Here is a 26,131-nt window from a genome sequence, read left to right on the forward strand (position 1 = left end):
TTATTGATGTGGATGAAAAAATAGGCCAACGGCTAGTAGTCAATTTACACAATTTGAAGTAGCCGAGATTATCCGAAATCTTAAAGCATCCAGAGCTTCGTAACACGAAAATGTCCACATGTATGATATCTCCGTCATGATACAGATGAAGAGGCTAGTGTTGGGGCATACTTATAGGTGATATAAATAACAGCAAAAGGCAGGGTTTAGTTATTTTGGGAAAACAACCCCCTTGTTTTCCCAAAATGCACGATAAACAGAGGAGTTCGTTAGGTTTGAGTGCACAAATCGAGTTTGAAAAATATAATTCAGAGTCGCCCTTAAGATGCCTCTATTAAGAGGCTAAAAATCGTTGCACTTGCCGTTTGGTATGATGGCTTCACACCTTATATCAGCATTATTAAAAGCCGGTATCAGGTACGAATGGCTGGATACCTAGTAGAACGATTGATTCGTTTTCCTTTATCAGCAATAGATCTCACAAGTCAGAAGACTGATACAGGTTAGTCAATGCCAGTGAGCACAATTATTGTTATGAAGAAACTATGCTTTTATCAATATCAGACTGAAAAGCTTCCAGTAACCCCTCAAACTCCCTAAGAGCTGCGGTAGTAGTCAGTTCTTTCTTTGTGACCTGCTCCTTTAATAACTCAACCTGACGTTTTGCTAAGTCAACACTCGACTTTAGAGACACTGCATTATAAACCTCTGTATATCCGTGGATATCTGCAAAAGCGAGATCAATGTACGTATTCAAAGAACTAAGCATCGTATGACCTGTCCATTGCTGAAGCTGCATTTTAAATGTTTGTGTGTGGAGTAAATGCTTTCGGAAATCATCTTTATCATTTACTTCTTTAGTGACAAGAATCAGCTCTTTGAGCTTGTCTGTAATGAATGCATGTCTCCAAAGGTGTGGGTGCAACTCCCCCTCAATGCCAAGCTCTTTCTTCCATAAATTCATGTACGTTGTCCATGAATCCGAAGATAAAGGCTGGCCTGTTTTTAAGCCGATAAAAAGGTAGTCATGTTGGACTTTTTTCTTCCTCATGACTTTCTTACGTACTTTTATGTAATCCGCAATCACTGATAATAAAAGGTGTGGTACAGGGATCTTTCGAGTGGTGTTACCGTCTTTACGCTTTAAAGTGGTAAGAGTGAGAATACCTGTCCGTCTTGCTTCCTCATAATCAGTCATTTTAATCAAATGAAGCTCCGACACTCGGCCACCTAGTTGCTCCATAGCTGTATAAAGCGCCATATCCCGTCTGCGCTTATCTTTGTTTTTCTGAGTCTTTATGTGTTCCCATACACGTAAGGCATCAGCTTGTGACACAGGGTGGCGCTTCCTGATCTCATCTTTTGTTGGCACAGCAGAGTGAGTAACTTTGACACCATGTATAAACCCTTTGTAACCTTCTTGCTTGCGCTTATAAGGCTCTTCAAGTATCTGAATTGAGTTTGCTTTATCTTTACCAATAAAATAACTCAAGTCATGAAAGTCTTGGACAAACTGTAAAAACTCTAAGCAGGTGAGGGCAATTTTTCTAACTGTATTATTTTGTCGAACCAACTCACCGAGGGGGGATCTCTCTGCTTGCAATGACTGAACAAAAAGGGTGAAGGTCTCATCAGTAAGTTGGCCGAACCGACTCAATATTGGTTGTTTCTCAATAAAGTGAACCAAATGAGTAACATCGTAAGCATACCCTCGAATTGTGTCACTTTTTAAGTTCCTCACTATCAAGCTATGAATGAAGGCATTAACCTCATAGCAAGGAGTATGGTCACTGTAAGTTACAAAAGGTATGTCCAAAGGCTTGCGAAAAACAAGCTTGCTATCAAACCCAAGGTGGCTCCATTGCTCGAAGTCTTTTAGCCTATAAACCGCCATCAGACCTCTCCACTCTGGGTATAGGTATAACTCATCTGAGCTTCGACTTTCCGATTGTGCTCTCGGTAAATCTCTTGTCGTTCTTCTACTGTTCCCTCATGTAACGCTACTTGCTTCAACTTAGAGCGCAACTCAGAAACCATAACGGTCAATAAAGAATTGCTTCGCTGCGCTGCATTCCGTTCCGATTCAAGCTCTGCGACTTTAAGCCTTAAACCTGCGACGGTTTGTTTATTTCCTTTGGTAGTTTTCTCAGTGTGATGCGTAGCCTCAATCACCAGTTTTGCATTAAGGCGAAGCTCATCTAAGGATAAGAAACCTCTCTCTAGAAGTGCTTCTGAGATGCTTTTAACCGTGTTTAATGAGCATGCTGTGATATTACGCTCTTGATTTTGATATTTGGCGATGCCCGATTGTGATTTAAGGGCCTTCATAAGCTCTTCATCATCTTTAAAGTCAGCAGGAGATGTGATTATTTCTCTCAACAACTTTTCTGTTTCAAGTACCTTAATTTGGTTTTTCTCTAGAACTTTCATTAGCCTGATCCTTAGTCAAGGTCTTTGATTTTTAAAATAAGATTAAAGGTTTGAGTGGCGTTGCCATCACTATCATCTATTGTAAAAAACTCTGGCTCCAGTGTGATTCGCCCCTCTTCCAGAAGGTGAAAAACCTCTGTTTCAATGTCCTGCTCTTTTTGAATTTGACTAATATGAGGGACGGTTAAGTAAGACTCATCATCGTAATCTTGTGCCGCTTCGCTCACTGACTCTATAGTAATCGGCGTTGAGCTATCACCTGTCAGTCGCTCTGCAATAATTTTCCGAACCTCTTCTATTCCATCTAGCTTGGTGAGCTCAGAGGTGGCATCAACTACACCACGAACAATCACACTCGCTTTAGCCCCATTAAGGACAGCCCCGGTCTCCGATTCAGAGATATAGTGGTATAGATGCTCCATGTCTGAGTGTCCGAGCATCCAACGCAGAGCATCCATACCATCAAACCCTTTAGACCAGAAAAATGCCATCGCAAAGAAGCGTCTCAATTGGTGTTGACGAACATAATTACGGCGGAACTCACCATTATCGTACTCTACCAAGTCCGTTTCTAAGTAATCACATAAAGCATCAAGGTGTGCATTATAGGTAGTGTGTACTACCCTACTTAATTGGCAAAGGTTTGAATTTATATTGTTAAACAGAGACAGCTTTCCTCTAGATAGATTTAACTTGCTCGCTTTGATGTTAAATTGCTCCAATTGCCAAATGAACTTCGCGATAGAGGAAGGGATTGGTCTTTCTATAGTGGCGTTGACACCTTTTGAGCCTGTTTTCTTTACTTTAAACTTCAGGCTGTACTCTACTTTTGCCCCTTTTTCGGAAAAGGGGGTGATATTCGGTGAAAGATTACTGTGTGGTTTCAATGTGATTAGCTCATCTTGTCTACGAGCCATTATTGCTCCTAACAAGACCTGTATAGCTCCTTGAAGTACAGAAAATAAATCAAATAAGCTTTTATTGGCTCGAATACGTTCATGCCGCTTTTCAGTGCTTCCAGAAAAGCTTTGAATCTGCTTTATTCCTTTTTTCAGATACTCACTACTTACGCAATTGATTGCTTCTGTTTGAAGCCAGTAACCTCGTTCAGTGCTCTTCATGCCTCGATGTGATTCTTCACTCCAAGAGCGGCTATTTTGTTGGGGAAGGAGTATATTGGAGCGTGATGCGGCAGATTTACTTCTTGCTTCAGATAAAAGAGTGAGCGTTTCATCCAGTAAATTCACAGCACCCTTATCTGCTATGAGATGCTCTCTGGCAAACTCATAGCAGTGACGAATTAAATTGAACACAAATTTAGGCGGTAAAGTACGAGTGCGTCCCGTTTTTTTTAAGCTAACTAACTCACTAATGCAGCCTGCATTGACACGTTCAGAGATAGTTGAGGGAGTAGCAGCATCCTCACGCTCAAGGTTGGTGTGAATAAATCGAATAGCTTCAATGTATCGCGTTATTGTTCGTTCATTTAATCCTGATGAAGTGTCTTTGTTATCAACTGGGCGATATTCTGAGTTACGTTTTGCCGCTTTAAGGTAGAGCTCAGGATAACTGGGTAAGCTTATGTCGTGATAAAGCATCTTCCCATCAAACAACAGTTCACCCAGCACAGTGGTACTACCTGTGTATCTAACGGCTTCTCCCGCATGATAATAGCCTTGCTCGAAAAGCCAAGCGCAAGCCTTCTCCCTCTCCGTTAGAGATAAGAGCCTTTCATCTTGCGCAACGTCCCGAGCAATATAGGGGTACTTATCTTTAAACTTTTGCACATCTGCATCCGAAATCCCCTTTGAAGCACTATCTAGTAATACTTGGGTGCGCTTATCGACCTCGAACATGCCTTGGAAATTTCCGTGTTCGGCGTATTTAGTCAAGATGTTCAACCAAAAGTCATCATTAACTTTCAGAAGGTGGTATTCAGCCAGCTTTAACTCCCTCGAGTGCAGCAAGATGGTATTGATAAGAGTAATAACTTTGTTAACTTTATAGTAAGCAGTTATTGGACTAATAATCTTTCCACCGTTATCTAGTGGGTTGTCTGCCGCTGTGATCCAGTATTTAAAACTATTTAATAATTTTTGATGCTTTATGTCCGTTAACTTCTTTCCATCATCTAAATACACGGTGTCCCAATGTAGCGTTTTTGGGGTTTTTCCAAATTTTAGAACCCATTTAGTTTCAGAAAAACTGGACTCTAGCCACTCAGGTTGCCTGTCATCGAAGCCGTAAATGCCCGTATGGATATTGGTGATGATATCCAATACTCGATAGTCATCATGTACTACTGAATAATTTATAATCTCTTCAAGAATATCTACACTCAGACCATCCAACCTCGTGTGGTCTCGCACGATGCTCTCAATAAGATTAGTAATAGAGGGATTATCGTCGGCAACACTTAACATAACAACGCTCCTTTAATTGAATCAGTATTCAGTTTGTTACTGGTTGCAATATCGAGCATTTCTATCAAATCCTCATCTACACTGTGCTTGCCAGAGCTCAGAGTATCTAAGACAAATACCGCTGATTGATACCAGTGGGAAACTGCATCTAAAAAAGAGTCCTCATCTTCACTACTCTCAACAACAAGGCGTATCGCCATTAGTAGCTGCAATAGAGGTGTGGAGATCGTATATGTCAACTGATCAAATACTAACGATTTTGAGGCTTCATTATCACTTGTGGCTTGTTGTTCAAAACCATGTTCGAAATGCTCAGGAATATTACTAATGCCGTGATTACATAAAAACTCTTCGATATCTTGAGCCCCCATATTAACGGCATCAAATCGGTACATAGAATCTTTCATGGCTTCAAGTAAAATAGCGCTCTGAAACTGACGTATCCAACGTGAATTAAAGAAATCCATTAGTGGTTTAGGAAGGTAAGAAGTCAATAACGTTACATCTTTTTCTTCATGACCTAGCATCTCCGCAACCGCATCCATTGAACGTGTTTCCAAGTAAATTTGAAGACCTCTGTGTCGTCTAATCGATCTTAATGAGTGAATCTCAGAAATAGCTTTAGCGTCCTTTAGGGAGATATCACTGTTCTTATCAAAGAGCGATTCATTTTGGAGAGTCTGATAAAAATCAGTTGCCCAATGAAGAGTTGTGTTGAGGTTGCTTGGACAAATTACATTAGAAGCGGTTGCGGTCAAAATCATCTTCCGCCAATTTACATTCCCTGTATCTTTTAGGTATTGACGACTCGTGTGAGTATGCCGTATTAAGAACTCAACGATAGATTTAGAAATATCATTGAGCACAACGTCCTGTTGCGCATTGGCTGAGCCTTTACGCGATTTGTAACTTACCGCAATGTGCTCAGTACCCACTTGCTTGTAGCCAACCTGATTACCATTTGCGTCAAATAGCTCCCACTTTTCTAACCAAGAGGGGGTTATCAAAGGGTGTTCCATAACAAGCAGGGTCAAAAGAGCATTCAGTGTTGAGCTAGTGGGTAAATTCAACTCAGTGCAAAGCTGTCTAGCATTACTCTGAAAACCCAAAAATGATGGATAGCCATGAGCTTTCGCAGCTATACCGTGTGCATAAAAGGTCGCGACGGTGTTGTCTAACTTATCTTCACCGACAAAATGGTTATATTGAACTTTACCTTTAGTGTCGTTAAGTGGCTTAACTAAGCCACTTTTTACAAAGACTTTATTTCTATCTTCTCGCTCTAAAAGTTCCTTAAACTTCAAGAAACATATATGCCTGATATGCGCCATATCTCGATCAATACGTTGTTGAATAATTGAAACTGCCTCTTCATCTTTAATTGTGATTGGGATGTTAGAGAACCATCTGCGATTTTCTGATTGAGTAGCATTACCACCTACAGAGAAAGTGGGAGCAGCATCTTTCGGCTCTTTCCAATCTGGAACGATGAATGGCTTGTGAGGTTCAGCGAAAACACCTTGGCTGATAAAGCACCTTGTATAATGGTGAATTGCCTCTCGCCACTTAGCATGAAATTTCTTGGGGCAGTGCTGGGCTGCTTGGGAGCGCACGAATAGCACTTTAAAAATCTTGTGGAAAAAGTGCTGCACTTGATTGCTGCTCAAGAGGACTTCTATTGTTGCTCCGTTACGTTCGTTATAAACAATAGACATGCCGATAAACAATTTTTTTAGCACTTGTAATATATGAATCAAGCTTGTTGATTTTTGTGTATAGGCATAGTTTTTTAAAGCAAGGTAGACTTTGTTTGTAAACACTTCACCAAAATTCACATAAAGCGTATCAAGATGAGCCTCGACGCTTTTGCCTTCTTTTGATGTCACCTTCCAGCCATTTAAGTAGTCAACTTTTGCTTTATCTTTCTTAAGACTGCCATACTGCGATACACAATTCGATGCGTCATCTGTAATTTTACTTTTTGATAGGTTTATCTCATCCAGTCTCAATTGCTTATCTTGTGCAATGTAGCGAAAAAGGGTTGTTAGTTTTTTACACAAAGTGTATCTGCGCTCGGATGTGATTTCATCGTGTCTATAAACGAAACCAACTAGCAACCGAAAATGTACATTGAGTGCGTACGAGTCACTCAAAATCTCAAATGCTGTATAGTTACCTTTTTCAACCAAGTAGCAGTAAGCTGCATAAACATTCAATGTTGCTTGTATATCTTTCTTGTTAATTAAGAGTTCAGCAGCAAACTTTAGATAGTTAGAGTATTCGACTGACAGCGCCGTTTTTAATAAAGACAACTCATTCAGTGTTTTGATATTCACAATCCCCCCCTATAGATTCAAATTGACAGCTAGTAATCAGTCTAGTTGTCAGATTGACAACTATCAAAGTGAGAGAAATCAAAAATCAAAAATAAGCCATTATATTTCAGACATTATCAGCATTTTGACATATTTTAATTATTGGGATTAGGCAAATCTCATCAAGAAACAATAAGCCATTATGCGCCAAAGATATCTCACCGGGGCGAGGTATCGAGCCACCACCGACCAATGCTGCCATCGAACTCGAATGGTGTGGGGAACGGAAAGGTCGTTGTTTCCAGTTGTATTGATTGATCTCTTGTTGCGTTAAAGAGGCTACCGAAGCGGTTTCCATCGCCTCGTCGTCACTCATTTCAGGCAACAAATCGCGCAATCGAGAAGCCAACATGGTTTTTCCAGTTCCGGGCGGGCCGAGAAAAAGTAGGTTATGGTTGCCCGCTGCGGCGATCTCCAGTGCTCGCTTACCTTGCTGCTGGCCAATAATATCTTGTAAGTCACGATTATCAGACACATCGACATGATGATGTTCGGTTCGATATAGACCAAGCTGAGCCTGGCCACACATATCAGCACAAACCTCTAGCAAGGTTTGCGCTGATTTATGGGCCCCCTTGCCGACTAAGGCCGCCTGATCACCATTGTGGTGTGGAACCACTAAGTATCGTTCGACACTATCGGCGGCTAAAGTCGCAGGCAGAACGCCCTTTACCGAGCGCAATTCTCCTGACAATGCCAACTCACCGATAAATTCATGTTGAGCTATTTTTGATGTCGGAAGTTGATCTGACGCCACCAAAATCCCAAGCGCGATTGGCAGATCGAAACGTCCTCCCTCCTTGGGTAAATCAGCAGGCGCGAGGTTGACTGTGATCCTTTTCGATGGAAATTCAAAGCGAGAATTGATGATGGCACTCCTGACTCGATCTTTAGACTCCTTGACCGTCGTTTCAGGTAAACCCACCAACGTAAAACCGGGCATTCCATTGCTGATATGCACTTCAACAGTCACTTCTGGTGCCTCTACTCCCACACTAGCTCGGCTATGAATTATCGCGAGTCCCATAACATTCCTTTGTCTTTGATTTAAAAGTATTCACTCTGGGTATTCGTTGCTCACCAAAGCAATAAGGTTGTTATATAGCGTGGTGGAATGGTGTTTTAATGTGAAAAAAGAATGACATTTTCCTTGTCATACTGCAGATTTGTGTGATAACACTAGAGATGTAGACTTTTACTGAAGACAATAAACGAGAAAACTCGAAAATTATGATTTTTAACGCTCGCATTTACGCACTGATTAACCTGATTATCGTAGTCATTATTAAGACTGCGCGGGGGCGAGTGGGAAGAAAGTAACCACGAATTAGAAAAAACCCCCGCACTGAAAAGTCCGGGGGTTTTTTCTAATTTAGCGATTCGATTTTTATAATTTTTATTATTTTCGGCCTTGCCGATTTACAGGAAGAATGGGAGCACAAGATGTGCAAAGACAATGGAAACAATTACCAAAATAAAGGTAATACGGAGGAATTACGATGAAAGGCGCAGAACTGGTCGTATCCGCACTCAAGCAACAAGGCATTGAGACCGTATTTGGTTACCCAGGCGGTGCCATCATGCCAATCTACGATGCACTCTATGACGGCGGGGTTGAACATATCCTATGCCGCCATGAGCAAGGCGCTGCAATGGCCGCTATCGGTATGGCTCGAGCAACGCAAGACGTGGCGGTTTGTATGGCAACCTCAGGCCCAGGTGCAACTAACCTAGTCACAGGCCTTGCTGATGCTTTTATGGATTCCATCCCACTGGTTGCCATCACAGGCCAAGTTGCGAGCTCCCACATAGGTACCGACGCATTCCAAGAAATGGATGTGATTGGTATGTCTCTGTCATGTACTAAACACAGCTACCTCGTTACCGATATTGAAGATCTTGCTCCAACACTCGCTGAAGCATTTATCGTTGCAAAATCAGGTCGTCCAGGCCCGGTTATTGTCGACATCGCCAAAGATGTTCAATTAGCAGAAGCACCCGTTAAAATTCTTCCTGAATTTACGCCACCAGCCATTCCTGTTGCGACAACTGACGCGATTGAACAAGCACAACACTTCCTATCTCAAGCGACTCGTCCTGTTCTATATGTAGGTGGTGGCGTTCAACTGGCTAAAGCAACCGACGCAGTTCGTGAGTTTTTACGTCTGAACCCAATGCCTGCGGTTAGTACACTAAAAGGCTTAGGCACCATTGAGCGTGATGACCCGCACTACCTTGGTATGCTGGGCATGCACGGTACTAAAGCCGCAAACCTAGTGGTTCAAGAGAGTGACCTGTTGATTGTTGTTGGCGCTCGTTTTGATGACCGAGTAACCGGCAAGCTTGATACCTTCGCACCACACGCGAAAGTTATCCATATCGATATCGATGCGGCAGAGTTCAGTAAACTGCGCCTTGCTGATGCGCCAATTCGCGGTGACATCAACAAGATCATGCCTCAACTAGAACTGAGCCAAGACATCTCATCTTGGGTTCACCACTCAGAAGGCCTTCGTAGCTCATTCAAGTGGCGTTACGACCACCCTGGTGATCTGATCTTTGCTCCACTACTACTAAAGCAGCTATCAGACATGATGCCAGCAAGCTCTATCATTTCGACGGATGTTGGCCAACATCAGATGTGGGCTGCTCAGCACATTCAGCCTCGCGATCCACAAAACTTCATCACCTCAGCCGGTTTAGGCACTATGGGCTTTGGTTTACCAGCCGCTATGGGTGCATCGGTTGGCCGTCCTGATGACCAATCGATTCTTATCTCTGGTGATGGTTCATTCATGATGAACATACAAGAGCTTGGCACGCTAAAGCGTCGTCAGATCCCAGTGAAGATGGTGCTTCTGAATAACTCTCGCTTAGGCATGGTTCGCCAATGGCAATCTCTGTTCTTTGATGGCCGACACAGTGAAACCATCTTGGATGACAACCCTGATTTCGTCATGCTCGCGAAAGCATTTGATATTCCGGGCAAAACCATCACGCGTAAAGAAGAAGTAGAACCAGCATTGAAAGAGATGCTAGAAAGCAAAACCGCTTACCTACTTCATGTTCTTATCGATGAAGAAGAAAACGTATGGCCACTAGTACCGCCAGGTGCTTCAAACAGTGAGATGTTGGAGAACACATAACATGAAAAGATACCTATTAGACATCAAAGCCGATGATAAGCCAGTACTACTAGAGCGTGTTCTTCGTGTTATTCGTCACCGTGGCTTCATTGTTAAGCAAGTTGCGGGCACTCAAAACCACGAAAGCAAAGTGGCGAGTGTAGAGATCATTGTCGACAGTGACCGTCCGATCTCTTTTTTGGTAAACCAAATCGAAAAGCTGTGGGATGTACGTTCCGTTGACGTTATCTCTATCAGTCGTAATGAATTGCCAAACAACAACTTACAGCAAAAGATAAACGCATAAGGAACCGCAAACATGACAGCTAAAACAGCAGACTATATTTGGTTTAACGGTGAAATGGTTCCTTGGGCAGAGGCGAACGTTCACGTCCTGACTCACGCAATGCACTACGGTACTTCTGTGTTTGAAGGTGTTCGTTGTTACAACACGCCAAAAGGGCCGGTAATCTTCCGTCACCCAGAGCATGCAAGACGCCTAAAAGACTCAGCGAAAATCTACCGCTTTCCTATTCCTTTTACTGAGGAAGAAATTATGGAAGCGACTCGCGAAACGCTGCGCCAAAATAAGCTACAGTCTGCGTACATACGTCCACTGGGCTTTGTAGGTAATGTTGGTTTGGGTGTGTGTCCGCCAGAAAATACTGAGATGGATCTGATCATCGCTGCGTTCCCTTGGGGTTCTTACCTAGGTGAAGAAGCGCTAGAGAATGGTGTAGATGCGATGATTTCAAGCTGGAATCGTGCCGCTCCAAATACTATCCCTACCGCTGCGAAAGCTGGTGGTAACTACCTATCTTCATTACTGGTTGGTGGTGAAGCTCGTCGTCATGGTTACGATGAAGGTATCGCACTGAGCGTCGATGGTTACCTTTCAGAAGGTGCTGGCGAGAACATATTTGTGATTCGTAACGGTGTGTTATCAACGCCACCAGCAACCAGCGCGATTCTACCGGGCATCACCCGTGATTCAATCATGACACTAGCAAAAGACATGGGTTACGAAATCCGTGAAGAAAACATTGCTCGTGAAGCGCTATACCTTGCCGATGAAGTATTCATGACAGGCACAGCTGCAGAGATCGTTCCGGTTCGCAGTGTAGACAAAATTACAGTAGGTGAAGGCAAACGCGGTCCTATCACTGAAAAAGTTCAAGCAGCTTACTTTGGTTTATTCAATGGAACCACTGAAGATAAGTGGGGCTGGTTAGACTACGTTTATCCAGCAGACCATGCGTCAGAAAACCAAACACAAACAAATAAGTAAGCAACAGCCAAATATTTTATAAGGATTTAAACAATGCCAATCTATCGTTCAGCAACGACAACCCACGGACGCAACATGGCTGGTGCGCGCGCTTTATGGCGTGCAACTGGCGTTAAAGATGATGACTTCGGTAAGCCAATCATCGCGGTTGTAAACTCTTTCACTCAATTCGTACCAGGCCACGTTCACCTTAAAGATATGGGTCAACTGGTTGCGGGTGAAATCGAGAAAGCGGGCGGTATCGCTAAAGAATTCAACACCATCGCAGTCGATGATGGTATCGCAATGGGCCACGGCGGCATGCTTTACTCACTGCCATCACGTGAGCTTATTGCAGACTCAGTAGAATACATGGTCAATGCACACTGTGCGGACGCAATGGTGTGTATCTCTAACTGTGACAAAATCACTCCGGGAATGATGATGGCTGCAATGCGCCTTAACATCCCAGTGATCTTTGTATCAGGCGGCCCAATGGAAGCAGGTAAAACCAAGCTTTCAGATCAGATCATCAAGCTCGACCTTGTTGATGCAATGATCCAAGGTGCCGATCCAACGATTTCAGATGAGCAAAGTGAGCAAGTAGAACGTTCTGCATGTCCAACCTGTGGCTCATGTTCAGGTATGTTCACAGCTAACTCAATGAACTGTCTAACAGAAGCTCTGGGGCTATCTCAGCCAGGTAACGGTTCTATGCTGGCGACACACGCAGACCGTGAAGAACTGTTCATCAATGCCGGTAAGCGCATCGTTGATCTAACCAAGCGTTACTACGAGCAAGACGACGAATCAGCACTGCCACGCAACATCGCAAACCGCGCAGCCTTTGATAATGCGATGGCGCTTGATATCGCAATGGGTGGTTCTAGTAACACCGTTCTTCACCTTTTAGCAGCAGCTCAAGAAGGCGACATCGATTTCGATATGGATGATATTGATGCGATGTCTCGCCGTGTTCCACACCTATGTAAGGTTGCTCCTTCAACACCTAAATACCACATGGAAGACGTTCACCGTGCTGGTGGCGTAATGGCCATCCTAGGTGAGCTTGATCGTGCTGGCCTACTGAATAATCAAACTCGCACCGTACTTGGCTTAAGCATGCAAGAGCAGCTCGCTCAATACGACATCATGCAAACAGAAGACGAAGCCGTGCTTAAGTTCTTCCGTGCAGGTCCTGCAGGCATCCGTACCACCAAAGCCTTCTCACAAGATTGCCGTTGGGATCGTCTAGATGACGACCGCAAAGAAGGTTGTATTCGTACCAAAGAAAACGCATTCAGCCAAGAAGGTGGCCTAGCGGTACTTTCAGGTAACATCGCCGTTGATGGTTGTATCGTTAAGACCGCGGGTGTTGATGAAGAAAACCTTAAATTCCAAGGTCCTGCAATCGTATTCGAAAGCCAAGATACGGCAGTAGAAGGCATCTTAGCGGGTAAAGTAAAAGCAGGCGAAGTGGTTGTCATTCGTTACGAAGGTCCTAAAGGCGGACCGGGTATGCAAGAAATGCTCTACCCAACGACTTACCTAAAATCGATGGGTCTAGGCAAGTCTTGTGCTCTTCTAACCGATGGTCGTTTCTCTGGTGGTACATCAGGTCTGTCTATCGGTCACGCTTCTCCAGAAGCAGCAAGCGGTGGTGTAATTGGTCTAGTGAACACAGGCGATATCATCACTATCGATATCCCTAGCCGCTCAATCACGCTTGATGTTCCAGAAGCAGAACTAGAAGCGCGTCGTGTTAAGCAAGATGCTCTAGGCTGGAAACCAGAAAACCGTCAACGTGAAGTATCTTTCGCACTGAAAGCTTACGCAAGTATGGCGACCAGTGCCGACAAAGGCGCTGTGCGTGATAAGTCTAAGCTTGAGGGCTAACTATGAGTGATGACACCTCCAGTCCCAAAAAACAAAGTGGCGCAGATTATCTGCGCCAGATCCTGAGAGCTCCGGTTTACGAAGCGGCAATCGTGACACCTCTGCAAGATATGCCACGCTTAAGCGCTCGTATCGGTAATCAGGTTCAGCTAAAACGAGAAGACCGTCAGCCGGTACACTCGTTTAAGCTGCGCGGTGCTTACAACATGGTTTCAAGCCTTTCTGAACAACAGAAAGCAGCCGGTGTTATCGCAGCATCCGCAGGGAATCACGCACAAGGAATGGCGTTATCTGGCTCTAAGTTGGGTATTCAAACCACAATCGTGATGCCAAAAACGACACCGGATATCAAGGTTGATGCAGTACGCGGATTTGGCGGTAAGGTCGTTTTACACGGCAGTAATTTCGATGAAGCGAAAGCGGAAGCGGAACGTCTGTCGGCTGAACATGGCTTCACCTTTGTTCCACCTTTCGATCACCCACTCGTGATTGCAGGGCAAGGTACGATGGGTATGGAGATGCTGCAGCAAAACGGCCACATGGATTATATCTTTGTGCCGGTTGGTGGTGGTGGCTTAGCCGCTGGTGTTGCAGTGCTTATCAAACAACTGATGCCAGAGATTAAAGTGATTGCGGTAGAGCCTGAAGACTCGGCTTGCTTGAAAGCAGCACTGGATGCGGGTGAACCAGTGGTACTGGATCAGGTCAGCATGTTTGCTGATGGTGTTGCGGTTAAACGCATTGGTGAAGAAACCTTCCGTCTTTGCCAACAGTACATTGATGGTCATATTACCGTCTCCAGCGATGAAATTTGCTCTGCGGTAAAGGACATCTTTGAAGATACCCGTGCAATTGCTGAGCCTTCAGGAGCGCTTGCTCTGGCTGGCTTGAAGAAGTTTGCAGAACAAAACCAACTGCAAAATAAGCAACTAGCAACGGTACTGTCTGGTGCGAACACCAACTTCCACGGTCTGCGTTATGTCTCTGAACGTTGTGAATTGGGTGAGAAGCGAGAAGGTCTACTTGCGGTGACGATTCCAGAGCGACAAGGTGCGTTCCTAGAGTTCTGTAACATTATTGGTGGTCGAGCGGTGACTGAGTTTAACTACCGCCACAACGACGAAAGCCTAGCGAATATCTTCGTTGGTGTACGTCTGCAAGGTGGACAAGAAGAGCTCGAGCACATCATCAATGACCTACGTGAAGGCGGCTACCCGGTTGTCGATCTCTCAGATGATGAGATGGCAAAACTGCACATTCGCTACATGATTGGCGGTAAACCATCGAAAACCCTGAAAGAACGCCTATACAGCTTTGAGTTCCCAGAATACCCAGGTGCATTGATTAAATTCCTTGATACCTTAGGTACTCACTGGAATATCAGCCTGTTCAACTATCGTAACCACGGTGCCGACTACGGTCGTGTGCTGTGTGGCTTCGAGCTCGGTGATGACGATTTAGCTCAGTTCTCTACACACTTAGAAGAACTTGGCTACCAGTGCAAAGATGAAACAGACAACCCTTCCTACAAGTTCTTCTTGTCTTAAGAGTTAAGCTATCGAACCAAAAAGAGCGAGTATTAACTCGCTCTTTTTATTTGAGCGTTTCCGATAAACCTCACACGATCTTATTTCAAATAGATCATTAAAGTGCTTTACGATGATCTAACCAATCTTGGTGAAGCTGTTCACTTGATCCTAGATATTTGACCATCCATTCGATCAATTTATGGTTATCGTCTTTTCGCCACACCAAACAACAGTGACTCTGTGGGCTAGGCTCTGGTAATATTTTTTCCACCAGCAAGCCTTGTTCGATAATAGGCGCGGCAATATGCCTTGGCATGTAACCCACCCCAACACCATTCTTGAGGCACTCTATCGCACTGTACCAGTTCGGTAATAGAAGACGTCTCTGACTCGCATAATGGCCAGTGTGACGCTTTGGCAGTACGCTAGAGGTATCATCCAAGCAGATCGCAGGATACTGGCTAACAAAGGCTTCATTAAGGTTTTGCTCTCGCACACACGGATGACTGGGTGACATTACAAATGCCCAATCTAACCGCCCCATATCCTTAACTTCAAAGTCACCGCCAACCGGAATCGCCGAAGTGGCGCCAATGACGACATCGGCCCTACCCTGTGCAATAGCTTCCCAAGAACCATTAAACACTTCCATGTTGATCTGCAGCTCAGCGAACTCAAAGGTTTGATAAAACTCTTCAATCATAGGCTTCATCTTGTCGAGCTTAACCACGTTATCAAGGGTTAGACGTAAGGTTTTCTTCCAACCACGCGCAGCTCGGCGAGTTTGCGCACTGAGTTCTTCCATCTGTCTCAGCAGTTGACGAGCCTCTTCAATAAACAGCTCCCCAGCAGGCGTCAGCTCTACTTTTCTTGGTAAGCGTCTGAAAAGTAGAACATCAAGCTCTTGCTCTACCTGCCTAACCCCATAGCTGATCGCCGATGGCACTTTGTGCAATTGCTCTGCAGCCGCAGTGAAGCTGCCCAAGCGAGCAACGGTATCAAGCATTTCTAACGAGGATTTAGAGAACATAAGCCTTCAAATTTTTTGATTGATAACTACATATTTTAGCGTTTTATTTTATCAGCTCTGAAAAATAGAATGTCAGCATAAATAAACAGGGGTTCTTACTCCTGAATATCTAACAATTTTTTTGATGATAAAAACATCACTACCTTTAGCTTAATGGCATCTTATGAATATTTCTAAATTTCAATTGGTCTACCTTGCAGTTCTTTCCATGCTTGGCTTTATTGCGACCGATATGTACCTTCCTGCATTTAAGGCAATGGAAGTCGATTTTGCAACTGGTCCAGAGCAGATTGCTCTGTCTCTAACCGTATTCCTTGGTGGTATGGCAATGGGTCAGCTTCTTTGGGGCCTGGCGAGTGACAAGTATGGTCACCGTAATACGCTAGCGGTTGGTCTTGTTATCTTTACTGCAGCTTCATTCGGCTTAGCATTCAGCACCGAGGTATGGCACCTACTAACACTGCGCTTCATTCAAGCGATCGGTGTGTGTGCGCCTGCGGTAATTTGGCAAGCAATGGTTATTAAGCGTTACTCTCAAAGCAGCAGCCAGCAAATTTTTGCGACTATCATGCCTCTAGTAGCGCTATCTCCAGCATTAGCACCGCAACTGGGTGTGTTGCTAGCAGATAGCTTTGGTTGGCACAGTATCTTTATCACACTGACGCTAATGGGCGCATTGTTGATCGCAACGACCATGGCTCAACCAAAAGAAGCGCCAGAAGTAAAACAAACGTCGATCAAAACCGATATCAAAGCACTGCTTCATTCAAAGCCTTACATGGGTAATGTGTTGATGTTTGCTTCTGCGTCAGCAGCGTTCTTCGCTTACCTAACCGGTATGCCAGAGATCATGGCTCAGCTGGGTTATGAAGCAAAAGACATCGGTTTGAGCTTTATTCCACAAACCATTGCATTTATGGCGGGTGGTTACTTCGGTAAGCAGGCTGTGAAGAAGTATGGCGATGGTGTGGTACTAAGAAATCTTATTGGTTTGTTTAGTGTTGCTGCATTACTGATTTTCATTGCATCACAATGGGAACTGACTTCAATCTGGCCTCTACTGGCACCTTTCTGTCTAATTGCCGTAGCGAATGGCGCACTTTACCCAATCGTAGTAAACCGTGCCCTATCAAGCGCGAAACAGAGCCCTGCGACAGCGGCTGGCTTACAAAACAGCCTGCAAATCAGTATTAGTGGCCTAGCAAGTGCATTGGTTGCAGCAATGGCAAGCCAAGCACTAAGCGCAACAGGTATCGCGGTAGTGATTTGTTTAGGTGCATTGTGGATTGGCTATATTGTTTCGAACAAAGAGCTTTCTGAACACTTCGCAACACCAGATAACTCTCGAGTGGTTGTTGACGATAAGCAAGACTAGTTTCTCGTTTAACGAAAACAAAAAAGAGCGAGTAATCTCGCTCTTTTTTTATATCTAAAGTTATTTAGAAAGCAGCCAGTAGCATTGCTACTGGCTTATATCAGAATATTTTTGGACGTTAGTACTTACTTCTTAGTTGGACGTTTCCAATCAGCAATCTTACGTTCTTTAGCACGGCTGATAACTAACTCATTTTCAGCAACATCACGAGTTACTGTAGAGCCAGCACCAACCGTAGCGCCATTACCAATAGTAACTGGAGCAATTAATTGACTATCTGAGCCAACGAATACGTCATCGCCGATGATGGTCTTAAACTTGTTTGCGCCATCATAGTTACAAGTGATAGCACCTGCACCCACGTTTACGCGCTGACCAATTTCAGCATCGCCTAAGTACGTTAGGTGATTCGCTTTAGAGCCTTCACCAAGGCGAGTGTTCTTCATTTCGACAAAGTTACCAACGTGCGAGTTATTACGCATGTCAGCACCAGGACGTAGACGAGTGAAAGGACCAACCGTACAGTCTTCACCGACCGTTGCACCTTCAATTACACTGTATGGACGCACGATGGTGTTGTCATCGATCTCACAGTCTTTCAATACACAACCTGTACCGATAACCACGTTGTCACCAATGCTTACGCTACCTTCAATGATAACGTTAGTATCAATCTCAACATCCATACCGCACTGCAATTCACCGCGTAGATCAAAGCGGCTTGGGTCACGTAGCATAACGCCTTGCTTCAATAGTTTGTCGGCTTGCTCAGCTTGATAAGCGCGCTCTAAACGAGCCAGTTGAGAGCGGTCGTTCACGCCTTCAACTTCAATTGGGCTTACTGGGTGTACAGCTTCTACTGCACGACCTTCATCGTGAGCCGCTGCGATAACGTCAGTCAGGTAGTATTCACCCTGTGCGTTGTCGTTGCTTAGACCAGACAACCAACGCTTCAGATCGCCACCAGTCGCAACCATAACGCCAGTGTTGATCTCTTTGATAAGCTTCTGCTCATCGGTTGCGTCTTTTTGTTCAACGATAGCAACAACAGGACCATTACGACGAATAATACGACCGTAGCCCATTGGGTTGTCTAACACGACCGTAAGTAGCGCGATGCCACCATTTGGTTGAGCGTCTAATAGGTTTTCAATGGTTTGAGGTGAAATCAATGGAACATCACCGTATAGCACAAGTACTTTTTCATCATCAGCGAAATGTGCAGATGCCTGATCCACAGCGTGGCCAGTACCCAACTGCTCAGCTTGCAGTGCCCAGTTTACCGATTCTTCAGCTAAAGTAGCCTTCATCTGATCACCACCGTGACCGTAAACCAAGTTGATGTTTTGAGCACCAAGACCATTACAGGTATCGATAACATGTTTAACCATCGGCTTACCCGCAAGAGTATGCAGAACCTTTGGTGTGTTTGAATACATGCGAGTGCCTTTGCCCGCTGCGAGAATTACCGCGCTAAACTTCATTGTAAACCTATCCAACATTATTTTTATTAAGCCGACATTGTAACCGTTTTTAGCCAAAAAATTAAATATCAATGGCAACTAAACCATTACTGATACGTAAAACTGAACATTTCCGAGATTCCAGAAAAGCAAAAAGGCGACCCTAAGGTCGCCTTTATTACAGAACCAATAATCTTATAAAAGATTAACGACGCTGTTTTGTCAGTTCGATAACTCGTAACTGAGCAATGGCTTTAGCCAGTTCACCGGCCGCTTGTGCGAAGTCTATGTCGCCATGCTGATTTTGGATATTCTCCACAGCCTTGCGTTTAGCTTCTTCCGCCTTTGCTGCGTCTAGTTCTTCACCACGGATAGCCGTATCAGCCAGTACAGTCGCTGTACCAGGTTGAACTTCTACCATACCACCAGAAACATAAATAATTTCTTCGTGGCCGTGCTGCTTAACAATACGCACCATACCAGGCTTGATAGCGGTCAGCAGTGGAGTGTGACCATGGAAAATACCAAGCTCACCCTCACTACCGGTCACCTGAAACGTCTCAACAAGGCCTGAGAAAATTTGTTTCTCTGCACTTACAACGTCTAGGTGAAAGGTTATTGCTGCCATATCGCCTCCTAGTTAGCCTTATAGCTTCTTAGCATTCTCAATAGCTTCGTCAATTGCACCACAGTACATGAACGCTTGCTCTGGAATGTCATCGTATTCACCAGATAGAAGACCTTGGAAGCCACGTAGAGTCTCTTTAAGAGGTACGTAAACGCCTGGGTCACCTGTAAATACTTCCGCTACGTGGTAAGGCTGAGTTAGGAACTTCTCAATCTTACGAGCACGAGATACAACTTGCTTATCTTCTTCAGATAGCTCGTCCATACCTAGGATAGCAATGATATCTTTCAGCTCTTTATAGCGCTGAAGAGTAGACTGAACGCCACGAGCGATGTCGTAGTGCTCTTGTCCAACTACCAATGGATCCAGTTGACGTGAAGTAGAATCTAGCGGGTCGATCGCTGGGTATAGACCCATAGATGCGATATTACGGTTAAGTACTACCGTTGCATCTAAGTGAGCGAACGTTGTTGCTGGAGACGGGTCAGTCAAGTCATCCGCAGGTACATATACCGCCTGTACAGACGTGATAGAACCAGCTTTAGTTGACGTGATACGCTCTTGTAGAACACCCATTTCTTCAGCTAGTGTAGGTTGGTAACCTACCGCAGAAGGCATACGACCTAGAAGTGCTGATACTTCAGTACCTGCTAGTGTGTAACGGTAGATGTTATCAACAAACAGTAGAACGTCACGACCTTCGTCACGGAAGCGCTCAGCCATTGTTAGACCAGTCAGTGCAACACGTAGACGGTTACCTGGTGGCTCGTTCATCTGACCGTAAACCATCGCTACTTTTGATTCTTCAGGGTTTTCGATGTTTACAACACCTGCTTCCTGCATCTCAAAGTAGAAATCGTTACCTTCACGAGTACGCTCACCTACACCTGCAAATACAGATAGGCCTGAGTGTTGAAGTGCGATGTTGTTGATAAGTTCCATCATGTTAACGGTCTTACCTACACCAGCACCACCGAATAGACCGATTTTACCACCCTTAGCGAATGGACAAATCAAGTCGATTACTTTAACACCAGTTTCTAGAAGAGAAGTCTCGTTAGACTGCTCTTCGTAGCTTGGAGCTTCGCGGTGAATTGCGTAATGCTCTTCAGCACCGATTTCACCACACTCATCAATTGCGTCACCTAGGACGTTCATGATACGACCAAGTGTCTTAGTACCTACTGGTACCGAGATTGGAGCGCCAGTATTTTCAACTGTCAAACCACGACGTAAACCATCAGAGCTACCCATTACGATTGCGCGTACTACGCCACCGCCAAGTTGTTGCTGAACTTCAAGAACTAGACGTTCTGTCACTTCATTAACATTCAGAGCATCGTATACACGAGGTACTTCGCCCTGTGGGAACTCTACGTCGACTACCGCACCAATGATCTGTACGATCTTACCTGTAGCCATCGTTAATCCTCTAACTATTTAGTTTTACCTAAGCTTAAACCGCAGCTGCGCCTGAAACGATCTCAGAAAGTTCTTGTGTAATCGCCGATTGACGGGCTTTGTTATACACAAGTTCTAAGTCATCAATAATGTCACCAGCGTTATCTGTTGCTGATTTCATTGCAATCATTCGAGCCGCTTGCTCACAAGCAAGATTCTCGACCACACCTTGATACACTTGAGATTCGACGTATCGAACTAATAGTGCATCTAGTAGTGGTTTTGGCTCGGGCTCATAAATGTAATCCCAAGAATGACTGCGTTTCATTTCTTCGCTGTCTGATTTAGGCAAAGGAAGTAATTGATCGATCGTTGGTTCTTGAACCATAGTGTTTTCAAATCTGTTAAACACTACGAACAGGCGATCCAATTCACCTTCATCATATTTCTTCAGCATAACGCTTACAGAGCCAATCAAGTCTTCAAGGCTTGGGCGATCACCCAGACCAGAAACTTGAGCTGCTACTTTCGCGCCGCTGTTATTGAAAAATGCTGTTGCTTTAGAGCCTACAATTGCAAGCTCTACATCAGCACCTTTCTCAGACCAATCTTTCATGTCGTTCATAGCTTTTTTGAACAAGTTAATGTTCAAACCACCACAAAGACCACGGTCTGTAGAAACGATGATGTAACCAACACGTTTGGCTTCACGTTCCTCAAGATAAGGATGCTTATACTCGAGGCTACCATTAGCCAAATGACCGATCACTTTACGCATTGTTTCTGCATATGGACGAGTAGCTTCCATTGCGTCTTGAGAACGACGCATTTTCGAAGCTGCTACCATTTCCATTGCTTTCGTAATCTTCTGTGTGCTTTTAACACTACCGATTTTATTACGTATCTCTTTTGCGCCGGCCATCGTTACTCTCCGTTAATGGTATGAGGTGGCCCTAAGACCACCTACCAATTACCAGGTCTGGGTTGCCTTGAAATCGTCAACAAGCTTCTTCAGCTCAGCTTCGATTTCTTTGTTGAAAGCACCCGTTGCGTCGATCTGTGTTGCTAGATCAGCGTATTGACCACGAGCAAACGACAGTAAAGCAGCTTCAAAATCTAGAACTTTAGACAGTTCTACGTCTTGAAGGTATCCACGCTCTGCAGCGAAGATTACTAGAGCTTGGTCAAATACAGACATAGGAGCATATTGTTTCTGCTTCATCAGTTCTGTAACTTTTTGACCGTGGTCTAGTTGCTTTTTGGTCGCTTCATCAAGATCCGATGAGAACTGTGCAAATGCTGCAAGTTCACGGTATTGAGCTAGAGCAGTACGGATACCGCCAGATAGCTTCTTGATGATTTTAGTCTGCGCCGAACCACCTACACGAGAAACTGAGATACCAGGGTCAACAGCTGGACGTACGCCCGCGTTGAATAGTTCAGTTTGTAGGAAGATCTGACCATCAGTAATCGAGATTACGTTCGTTGGTACGAATGCAGATACGTCACCAGCTTGCGTTTCGATGATAGGAAGAGCAGTTAAAGAACCAGTCTTGCCTGTCACTTCACCGTTAGTGAACTTTTCTACGTATGCTTCGCTTACACGAGCAGCACGCTCTAGTAGACGAGAGTGAAGGTAGAAAACATCACCAGGGAACGCTTCACGGCCAGGTGGACGCTTAAGTAGTAGTGAAATTTGACGGTAAGCTACCGCTTGCTTAGATAGATCATCATAAACAATCAGTGCATCTTCGCCGCGATCACGGAAGTATTCACCCATCGCACAACCAGCATACGGTGCAAGGTATTGCAGCGCTGCAGATTCAGAAGCAGATGCAACAACAACAACAGTGTTTGCCAGTGCGCCGTGCTCTTCTAGTTTGCGAACTACGTTAGCAATAGTCGACGCTTTTTGGCCGATAGCTACGTAGATAGAGAAAATACCAGAGTCTTTCTGGTTGATAATCGCATCGATCGCCATTGCTGTTTTACCAGTCTGACGGTCACCGATTACTAGTTCACGTTGACCACGACCGATAGGGATCATTGAGTCAACTGACTTGTAACCAGTTTGAACAGGTTGATCTACCGATTTACGGTCGATTACACCTGGTGCGATAATTTCTACAGGCGAAGTTAGTTTCGCTTCGATAGGACCTTTACCATCAATTGGCTCACCTAGCGTGTTTACAACACGACCAAGCATTTCAGGACCTACTGGTACTTCAAGAATACGACCAGTACCTGTAACTTTCATGCCTTCCTGTAGGTCAGCATACGGGCCCATTACAACAGCACCAACCGAATCACGGTTCAAGTTTAGTGCTAGCGCGTAACGGCCACCCGGTAGTTCGATCATTTCACCTTGCATCACGTCCGCTAGGCCGTGGATGCTAAGGATGCCATCGCTTACAGAAACGATAGTACCTTCATTGCGAGCTTCACTAACAACGTCGAAAGATTCAATACGTTGTTTAATTAGATCGCTAATTTCAGTGGAATTAAGTTGCATGCTCCAATCCCCATTAAGACTGCAATGCATCGCTCAGGCGGTCTAAACGACTGCGCGCTGAGTTATCGATGACTAGGTCTCCGGCTCGAATAATAACTCCACTAAGTAGAGTCTCATCTATACTGCAATTCAGCTGAACTTTGCGCGCTAGGCGCAGTTCCAATTTGCTGATGATGCTTGTGCGCTGTTCTTCAGAAAGTTCAACCGCTGAAGTAACGTCAACGTCGATTTCTTTCTCGTGCTCTTGTTTAAGCAATAAGAACTGTTTACAAACATCAGGAAAGGCCATTAAACGACCATTCTCTGCCATCACTTTAATTAAGTTCTGGCCGAATTCATCAAATTGTTCACCACAAATTACAATGAATATTTCAGCTAACTTTTCAGCAGTCATTGAACTGCTTAATAAATTATGAACATCATCATTTTGTGCCACTTCGGCAGCAAAAGTAAGCATTTGACCCCATTGGTCTAGCTCACCTTTATCTACCGCAAAGTCAAACGCTGCTTTAGCATAGGGGCGTGCGATTGTAGTCAAATCAGACATATACAGCCCCTTGCTTTAAAGTTTTGCAGTAATGTTGTTAAGAAGATCATTGTGTACATCTTTATCGATTGTACGCTCAAGGATTTTCTCAGCACCAGCTATAGCCAGAGTTGCGACTTGTTTGCGCAGGTCATCACGGGCACGTGTGCGTTCAGCTTCAATTTCAGCTTCAGCTTGCGTTAAGATCTTCTGGCGTTCTGCCTGAGCCTCTTCGCGAGCTTCATCGATAATTTGAGCTTTACGTTTGTTTGCCTGATCAATAACCTCAGTTGCAGTGCGCTTCGCTTCCTTCATTTGCTCAGAAGCGTTGGCTTGTGCCAGGTTCAAGTCTTTAGCAGCGCGTTCAGCGGCTACAAGACCGTCAGCAATTTTCTTCTGACGTTCTTCAATTGCTTGCATGATTGGTGGCCATACATATTTCATGCAGAACCAAACAAACAGCGAAAAAGCAATTGCTTGACCTAACAGAGTTGCGTTCATATTCACAACAGCTACTCCTCGTTAAGAATCAACTACAAAAATTTAATTAACTATTAAGAGTTAATTAGCCTGCTAGCTGACTTACAAATGGGTTAGCAAACGTGAATAGTAGTGCGATTACGATACCGATCATTGGAACAGCATCCAGTAGACCAGCGATGATGAACATCTTAACTTGTAGCATTGGAGCCATTTCAGGTTGACGCGCAGCGCCTTCTAGGAATTTACCACCAAGAATAGCAAAACCAATTGCAGTACCTACGGCACAAAGACCAACAATGATAGCAACAGCGATTGCTGAAAAACTTAGTACAGTTTCCATTTACGTTCTCCGATTAACATTAATAGTTAGAATAAAGCTTAAAAATTTTTTTAGTGATCACTATCTTCATGGGCCATTGATAGGTAAACGATTGTCAACATCATGAAAACAAACGCTTGAATCAAAATAACCAAGATATGGAAGATAGCCCAAGGTAGTGCACCTACCCATTGTAAGTACCACGGTAGCATTGCCGCGATAAGAATAAACACCACCTCACCCGCAAACATATTACCAAATAAACGCATACCTAGAGATAGTGGCTTCGCTAATAGCGAAATTACCTCAAGTACCAAGTTAAATGGAATCATGATTGGGTGATTAAATGGATGCAGTGCCAATTCTTTAGCAAATCCGCCTAAGCCTTTTACTTTGATGCTGTAGTAGATCATCAGAGCAAAAACACCTAAAGCCATTGCCATTGTTATATTTACATCAGCTGTAGGAACCACTTTCAAGTAAGGGATACCTAGCCAATGCTCTGCAGGATACGGTAAGAAATCGATAGGCACTAAGTCCATCAAGTTCATTATGATAATCCAGCAGAATATAGTCAGTGCTAATGGAGCTACCAGAGGATTGCGGCCATGGAAAGTTTCTTTAACGTTGTCGCCAACGAATTCCACTACCATTTCAACAAAACACTGAAGCTTACCAGGTACACCTACTGTTGCTTTCTTAGCGACTGAGCGAAAAACCCAAAGGAATAACACCCCTGTCAGCACAGAAAAAAACAGACTGTCTATATGTACGTTCCAGAAACTTGTTTCCTCTACAAGACCAAACTTAGCTAAAGAAAGGTTTTGTAAATGGTGTTCAATGTATCCGGATGCTGTTGGCGCAGCCATAACTCATCCTATTTTTTATTGTTAATGAAAAGCACTGGCGCAAAGATATTAATACCTAGAACCAGTAAATAGGTCAGTTTGAGGGGAATTAATTCCACCTGCATATACATGTAGACAATAGAGAATAGTAAAACTGTGATTAAGATTTTGAGCACTTCGCCAGCATAGAACGACGCCGCAACTAACTTAGTTGCACGAGCTCCACAAAATAGGAAAGCACACACACAAAAAACTACATTCGCGATGACAAAAATACCGCCACCGATTAATGCAGCAAAACCCCAATCAGGATTAACAGCTAAACCTAACCCTATCGCCACTAATATAACCGCGCTAAGCTCGATCAATAACATTTGCTTTGCAAGCACTCGTCCTGGTCTTGCTAACGCCGCTACCATGTATTCGTTCCTCTTTAAGCCCACTTTACCACTCGCTTATAAGCGTGCTGAGAAATTGGCGAAAATTATACGTTCAGCCAAA

The 26,131-nt window shown here is 44.2% G+C and carries 21 protein-coding genes and 1 pseudogene; 6 read left to right on the plus strand and 16 right to left on the minus strand.

Annotated features, from left to right (window positions below; translation table 11 throughout):
* Nucleotides 1-532 precede the first annotated feature (532 nt).
* The 5 genes and pseudogenes from AC3CID_RS15685 to AC3CID_RS15705 all read right to left on the minus strand — a co-directional run.
* Entirely contained in the window at nt 533-1,894 is a 1,362-nt protein-coding gene (locus tag AC3CID_RS15685) for a tyrosine-type recombinase/integrase (protein WP_488526744.1), read from the minus strand.
* Nucleotides 1,894-2,430: a hypothetical protein gene (locus AC3CID_RS15690; protein ID WP_488526745.1), complete on the minus strand. Its 537-nt coding sequence runs from the start codon at nt 2,428-2,430 to the stop codon at nt 1,894-1,896. The genes AC3CID_RS15685 and AC3CID_RS15690 overlap by 1 nt, the downstream gene beginning before the upstream one ends.
* A gap of 11 nt (nt 2,431-2,441) precedes the next feature.
* On the minus strand, nt 2,442-4,853 hold the full coding sequence (locus tag AC3CID_RS15695; protein WP_488526746.1) for an integrase: 2,412 nt from the start codon (nt 4,851-4,853) through the stop codon (nt 2,442-2,444).
* Nucleotides 4,847-7,189, minus strand: coding sequence for a hypothetical protein (locus tag AC3CID_RS15700; RefSeq protein ID WP_488526747.1), 2,343 nt, complete (start codon nt 7,187-7,189; stop codon nt 4,847-4,849). The genes AC3CID_RS15695 and AC3CID_RS15700 overlap by 7 nt, the downstream gene beginning before the upstream one ends.
* A 154-nt stretch (nt 7,190-7,343) precedes the next feature.
* A pseudogene (locus AC3CID_RS15705) lies at nt 7,344-8,255 on the minus strand (YifB family Mg chelatase-like AAA ATPase); the annotation flags it as partial.
* 472 nt (nt 8,256-8,727) lie between these two features.
* Here AC3CID_RS15705 and ilvG point away from each other — a divergent pair.
* From ilvG to ilvA, 5 genes are read left to right on the plus strand one after another with little or no spacing between them, the layout of a single operon-like run.
* Entirely contained in the window at nt 8,728-10,374 is a 1,647-nt protein-coding gene (gene ilvG, locus AC3CID_RS15710; protein ID WP_488526748.1) for an acetolactate synthase 2 catalytic subunit, read from the plus strand.
* Between the two features lies 1 nt (nt 10,375).
* Entirely contained in the window at nt 10,376-10,660 is a 285-nt protein-coding gene (ilvM, locus tag AC3CID_RS15715) for an acetolactate synthase 2 small subunit (protein ID WP_017077311.1), read from the plus strand.
* Nucleotides 10,661-10,672: 12 nt separating this feature from the next.
* Entirely contained in the window at nt 10,673-11,641 is a 969-nt protein-coding gene (locus AC3CID_RS15720; RefSeq protein ID WP_065205707.1) for a branched-chain amino acid transaminase, read from the plus strand.
* A 33-nt stretch (nt 11,642-11,674) separates the two neighbouring features.
* A complete protein-coding gene (gene ilvD, locus AC3CID_RS15725) occupies nt 11,675-13,516 on the plus strand; it encodes a dihydroxy-acid dehydratase (RefSeq protein WP_054548317.1) in 1,842 nt (613 codons plus the stop codon).
* 2 nt (nt 13,517-13,518) lie between these two features.
* Entirely contained in the window at nt 13,519-15,063 is a 1,545-nt protein-coding gene (ilvA, locus tag AC3CID_RS15730; protein WP_488526749.1) for a threonine ammonia-lyase, biosynthetic, read from the plus strand.
* Between the two features lie 97 nt (nt 15,064-15,160).
* On the opposite strand, the gene punR is transcribed toward ilvA, so the two are convergent.
* Nucleotides 15,161-16,075 carry a DNA-binding transcriptional activator PunR gene (punR, locus tag AC3CID_RS15735; protein WP_004735746.1) on the minus strand — a complete coding sequence of 305 codons (915 nt, stop codon included), beginning with the start codon at nt 16,073-16,075 and terminating at the stop codon, nt 15,161-15,163.
* Between the two features lie 163 nt (nt 16,076-16,238).
* Between punR and punC the strand changes: the two genes are divergently transcribed.
* On the plus strand, nt 16,239-17,450 hold the full coding sequence (gene punC, locus AC3CID_RS15740) for a purine nucleoside transporter PunC (protein ID WP_488526750.1): 1,212 nt from the start codon (nt 16,239-16,241) through the stop codon (nt 17,448-17,450).
* Nucleotides 17,451-17,575: 125 nt separating this feature from the next.
* On the opposite strand, the gene glmU is transcribed toward punC, so the two are convergent.
* The 10 genes from glmU to AC3CID_RS15790 form a co-directional block, all read right to left on the minus strand.
* The gene (gene glmU, locus AC3CID_RS15745) at nt 17,576-18,934 is read right to left on the minus strand and encodes a bifunctional UDP-N-acetylglucosamine diphosphorylase/glucosamine-1-phosphate N-acetyltransferase GlmU (protein WP_004735743.1); all 1,359 of its coding nucleotides are present in this window, start codon (nt 18,932-18,934) and stop codon (nt 17,576-17,578) included.
* A 184-nt stretch (nt 18,935-19,118) separates the two neighbouring features.
* On the minus strand, nt 19,119-19,541 hold the full coding sequence (locus AC3CID_RS15750; RefSeq protein ID WP_004735742.1) for a F0F1 ATP synthase subunit epsilon: 423 nt from the start codon (nt 19,539-19,541) through the stop codon (nt 19,119-19,121).
* An 18-nt stretch (nt 19,542-19,559) separates the two neighbouring features.
* Nucleotides 19,560-20,963, minus strand: a complete 1,404-nt coding sequence (gene atpD / locus AC3CID_RS15755; protein WP_017077305.1) for a F0F1 ATP synthase subunit beta — start codon at nt 20,961-20,963, stop codon at nt 19,560-19,562.
* 34 nt (nt 20,964-20,997) lie between these two features.
* The gene (gene atpG / locus AC3CID_RS15760; protein ID WP_004735739.1) at nt 20,998-21,864 is read right to left on the minus strand and encodes a F0F1 ATP synthase subunit gamma; all 867 of its coding nucleotides are present in this window, start codon (nt 21,862-21,864) and stop codon (nt 20,998-21,000) included.
* A gap of 48 nt (nt 21,865-21,912) precedes the next feature.
* Nucleotides 21,913-23,454 carry a F0F1 ATP synthase subunit alpha gene (gene atpA / locus AC3CID_RS15765; RefSeq protein ID WP_004735737.1) on the minus strand — a complete coding sequence of 514 codons (1,542 nt, stop codon included), beginning with the start codon at nt 23,452-23,454 and terminating at the stop codon, nt 21,913-21,915.
* A 13-nt stretch (nt 23,455-23,467) separates the two neighbouring features.
* Complete coding sequence (gene atpH, locus AC3CID_RS15770; RefSeq protein ID WP_004735736.1) at nt 23,468-24,001, minus strand: F0F1 ATP synthase subunit delta; 534 nt, start codon at nt 23,999-24,001, stop codon at nt 23,468-23,470.
* Nucleotides 24,002-24,016: 15 nt separating this feature from the next.
* Entirely contained in the window at nt 24,017-24,487 is a 471-nt protein-coding gene (gene atpF, locus AC3CID_RS15775; protein ID WP_017077303.1) for a F0F1 ATP synthase subunit B, read from the minus strand.
* A 58-nt stretch (nt 24,488-24,545) separates the two neighbouring features.
* Entirely contained in the window at nt 24,546-24,803 is a 258-nt protein-coding gene (atpE, locus tag AC3CID_RS15780) for a F0F1 ATP synthase subunit C (RefSeq protein WP_004735734.1), read from the minus strand.
* Nucleotides 24,804-24,853: 50 nt separating this feature from the next.
* The gene (gene atpB / locus AC3CID_RS15785) at nt 24,854-25,651 is read right to left on the minus strand and encodes a F0F1 ATP synthase subunit A (protein ID WP_004735733.1); all 798 of its coding nucleotides are present in this window, start codon (nt 25,649-25,651) and stop codon (nt 24,854-24,856) included.
* Nucleotides 25,652-25,659: 8 nt separating this feature from the next.
* Complete coding sequence (locus tag AC3CID_RS15790; protein WP_004735732.1) at nt 25,660-26,049, minus strand: F0F1 ATP synthase subunit I; 390 nt, start codon at nt 26,047-26,049, stop codon at nt 25,660-25,662.
* Nucleotides 26,050-26,131: the final 82 nt, after the last annotated feature.

This window comes from Vibrio sp. QJM3NY_21, from assembly GCF_057785975.1.

Excerpts from the sequence above, each read along its gene's own strand:
- AC3CID_RS15685 (WP_488526744.1), bottom strand. The coding sequence starts at position 1,894 with ATGGCGGTTTATAGGCTAAAAGACTTCGAGCAATGGAGCCACCTTGGG.
- AC3CID_RS15690 (WP_488526745.1), bottom strand. The coding sequence starts at position 2,430 with ATGAAAGTTCTAGAGAAAAACCAAATTAAGGTACTTGAAACAGAAAAG.
- AC3CID_RS15695 (WP_488526746.1), bottom strand. The coding sequence starts at position 4,853 with ATGTTAAGTGTTGCCGACGATAATCCCTCTATTACTAATCTTATTGAG.
- ilvG (WP_488526748.1), top strand. The coding sequence starts at position 8,728 with ATGAAAGGCGCAGAACTGGTCGTATCCGCACTCAAGCAACAAGGCATT.
- ilvM (WP_017077311.1), top strand. The coding sequence starts at position 10,376 with ATGAAAAGATACCTATTAGACATCAAAGCCGATGATAAGCCAGTACTA.
- AC3CID_RS15720 (WP_065205707.1), top strand. The coding sequence starts at position 10,673 with ATGACAGCTAAAACAGCAGACTATATTTGGTTTAACGGTGAAATGGTT.
- ilvD (WP_054548317.1), top strand. The coding sequence starts at position 11,675 with ATGCCAATCTATCGTTCAGCAACGACAACCCACGGACGCAACATGGCT.
- ilvA (WP_488526749.1), top strand. The coding sequence starts at position 13,519 with ATGAGTGATGACACCTCCAGTCCCAAAAAACAAAGTGGCGCAGATTAT.
- punR (WP_004735746.1), bottom strand. The coding sequence starts at position 16,075 with ATGTTCTCTAAATCCTCGTTAGAAATGCTTGATACCGTTGCTCGCTTG.
- punC (WP_488526750.1), top strand. The coding sequence starts at position 16,239 with ATGAATATTTCTAAATTTCAATTGGTCTACCTTGCAGTTCTTTCCATG.
- glmU (WP_004735743.1), bottom strand. The coding sequence starts at position 18,934 with ATGAAGTTTAGCGCGGTAATTCTCGCAGCGGGCAAAGGCACTCGCATG.
- AC3CID_RS15750 (WP_004735742.1), bottom strand. The coding sequence starts at position 19,541 with ATGGCAGCAATAACCTTTCACCTAGACGTTGTAAGTGCAGAGAAACAA.
- atpD (WP_017077305.1), bottom strand. The coding sequence starts at position 20,963 with ATGGCTACAGGTAAGATCGTACAGATCATTGGTGCGGTAGTCGACGTA.
- atpG (WP_004735739.1), bottom strand. The coding sequence starts at position 21,864 with ATGGCCGGCGCAAAAGAGATACGTAATAAAATCGGTAGTGTTAAAAGC.
- atpA (WP_004735737.1), bottom strand. The coding sequence starts at position 23,454 with ATGCAACTTAATTCCACTGAAATTAGCGATCTAATTAAACAACGTATT.
- atpH (WP_004735736.1), bottom strand. The coding sequence starts at position 24,001 with ATGTCTGATTTGACTACAATCGCACGCCCCTATGCTAAAGCAGCGTTT.
- atpE (WP_004735734.1), bottom strand. The coding sequence starts at position 24,803 with ATGGAAACTGTACTAAGTTTTTCAGCAATCGCTGTTGCTATCATTGTT.
- atpB (WP_004735733.1), bottom strand. The coding sequence starts at position 25,651 with ATGGCTGCGCCAACAGCATCCGGATACATTGAACACCATTTACAAAAC.
- AC3CID_RS15790 (WP_004735732.1), bottom strand. The coding sequence starts at position 26,049 with ATGGTAGCGGCGTTAGCAAGACCAGGACGAGTGCTTGCAAAGCAAATG.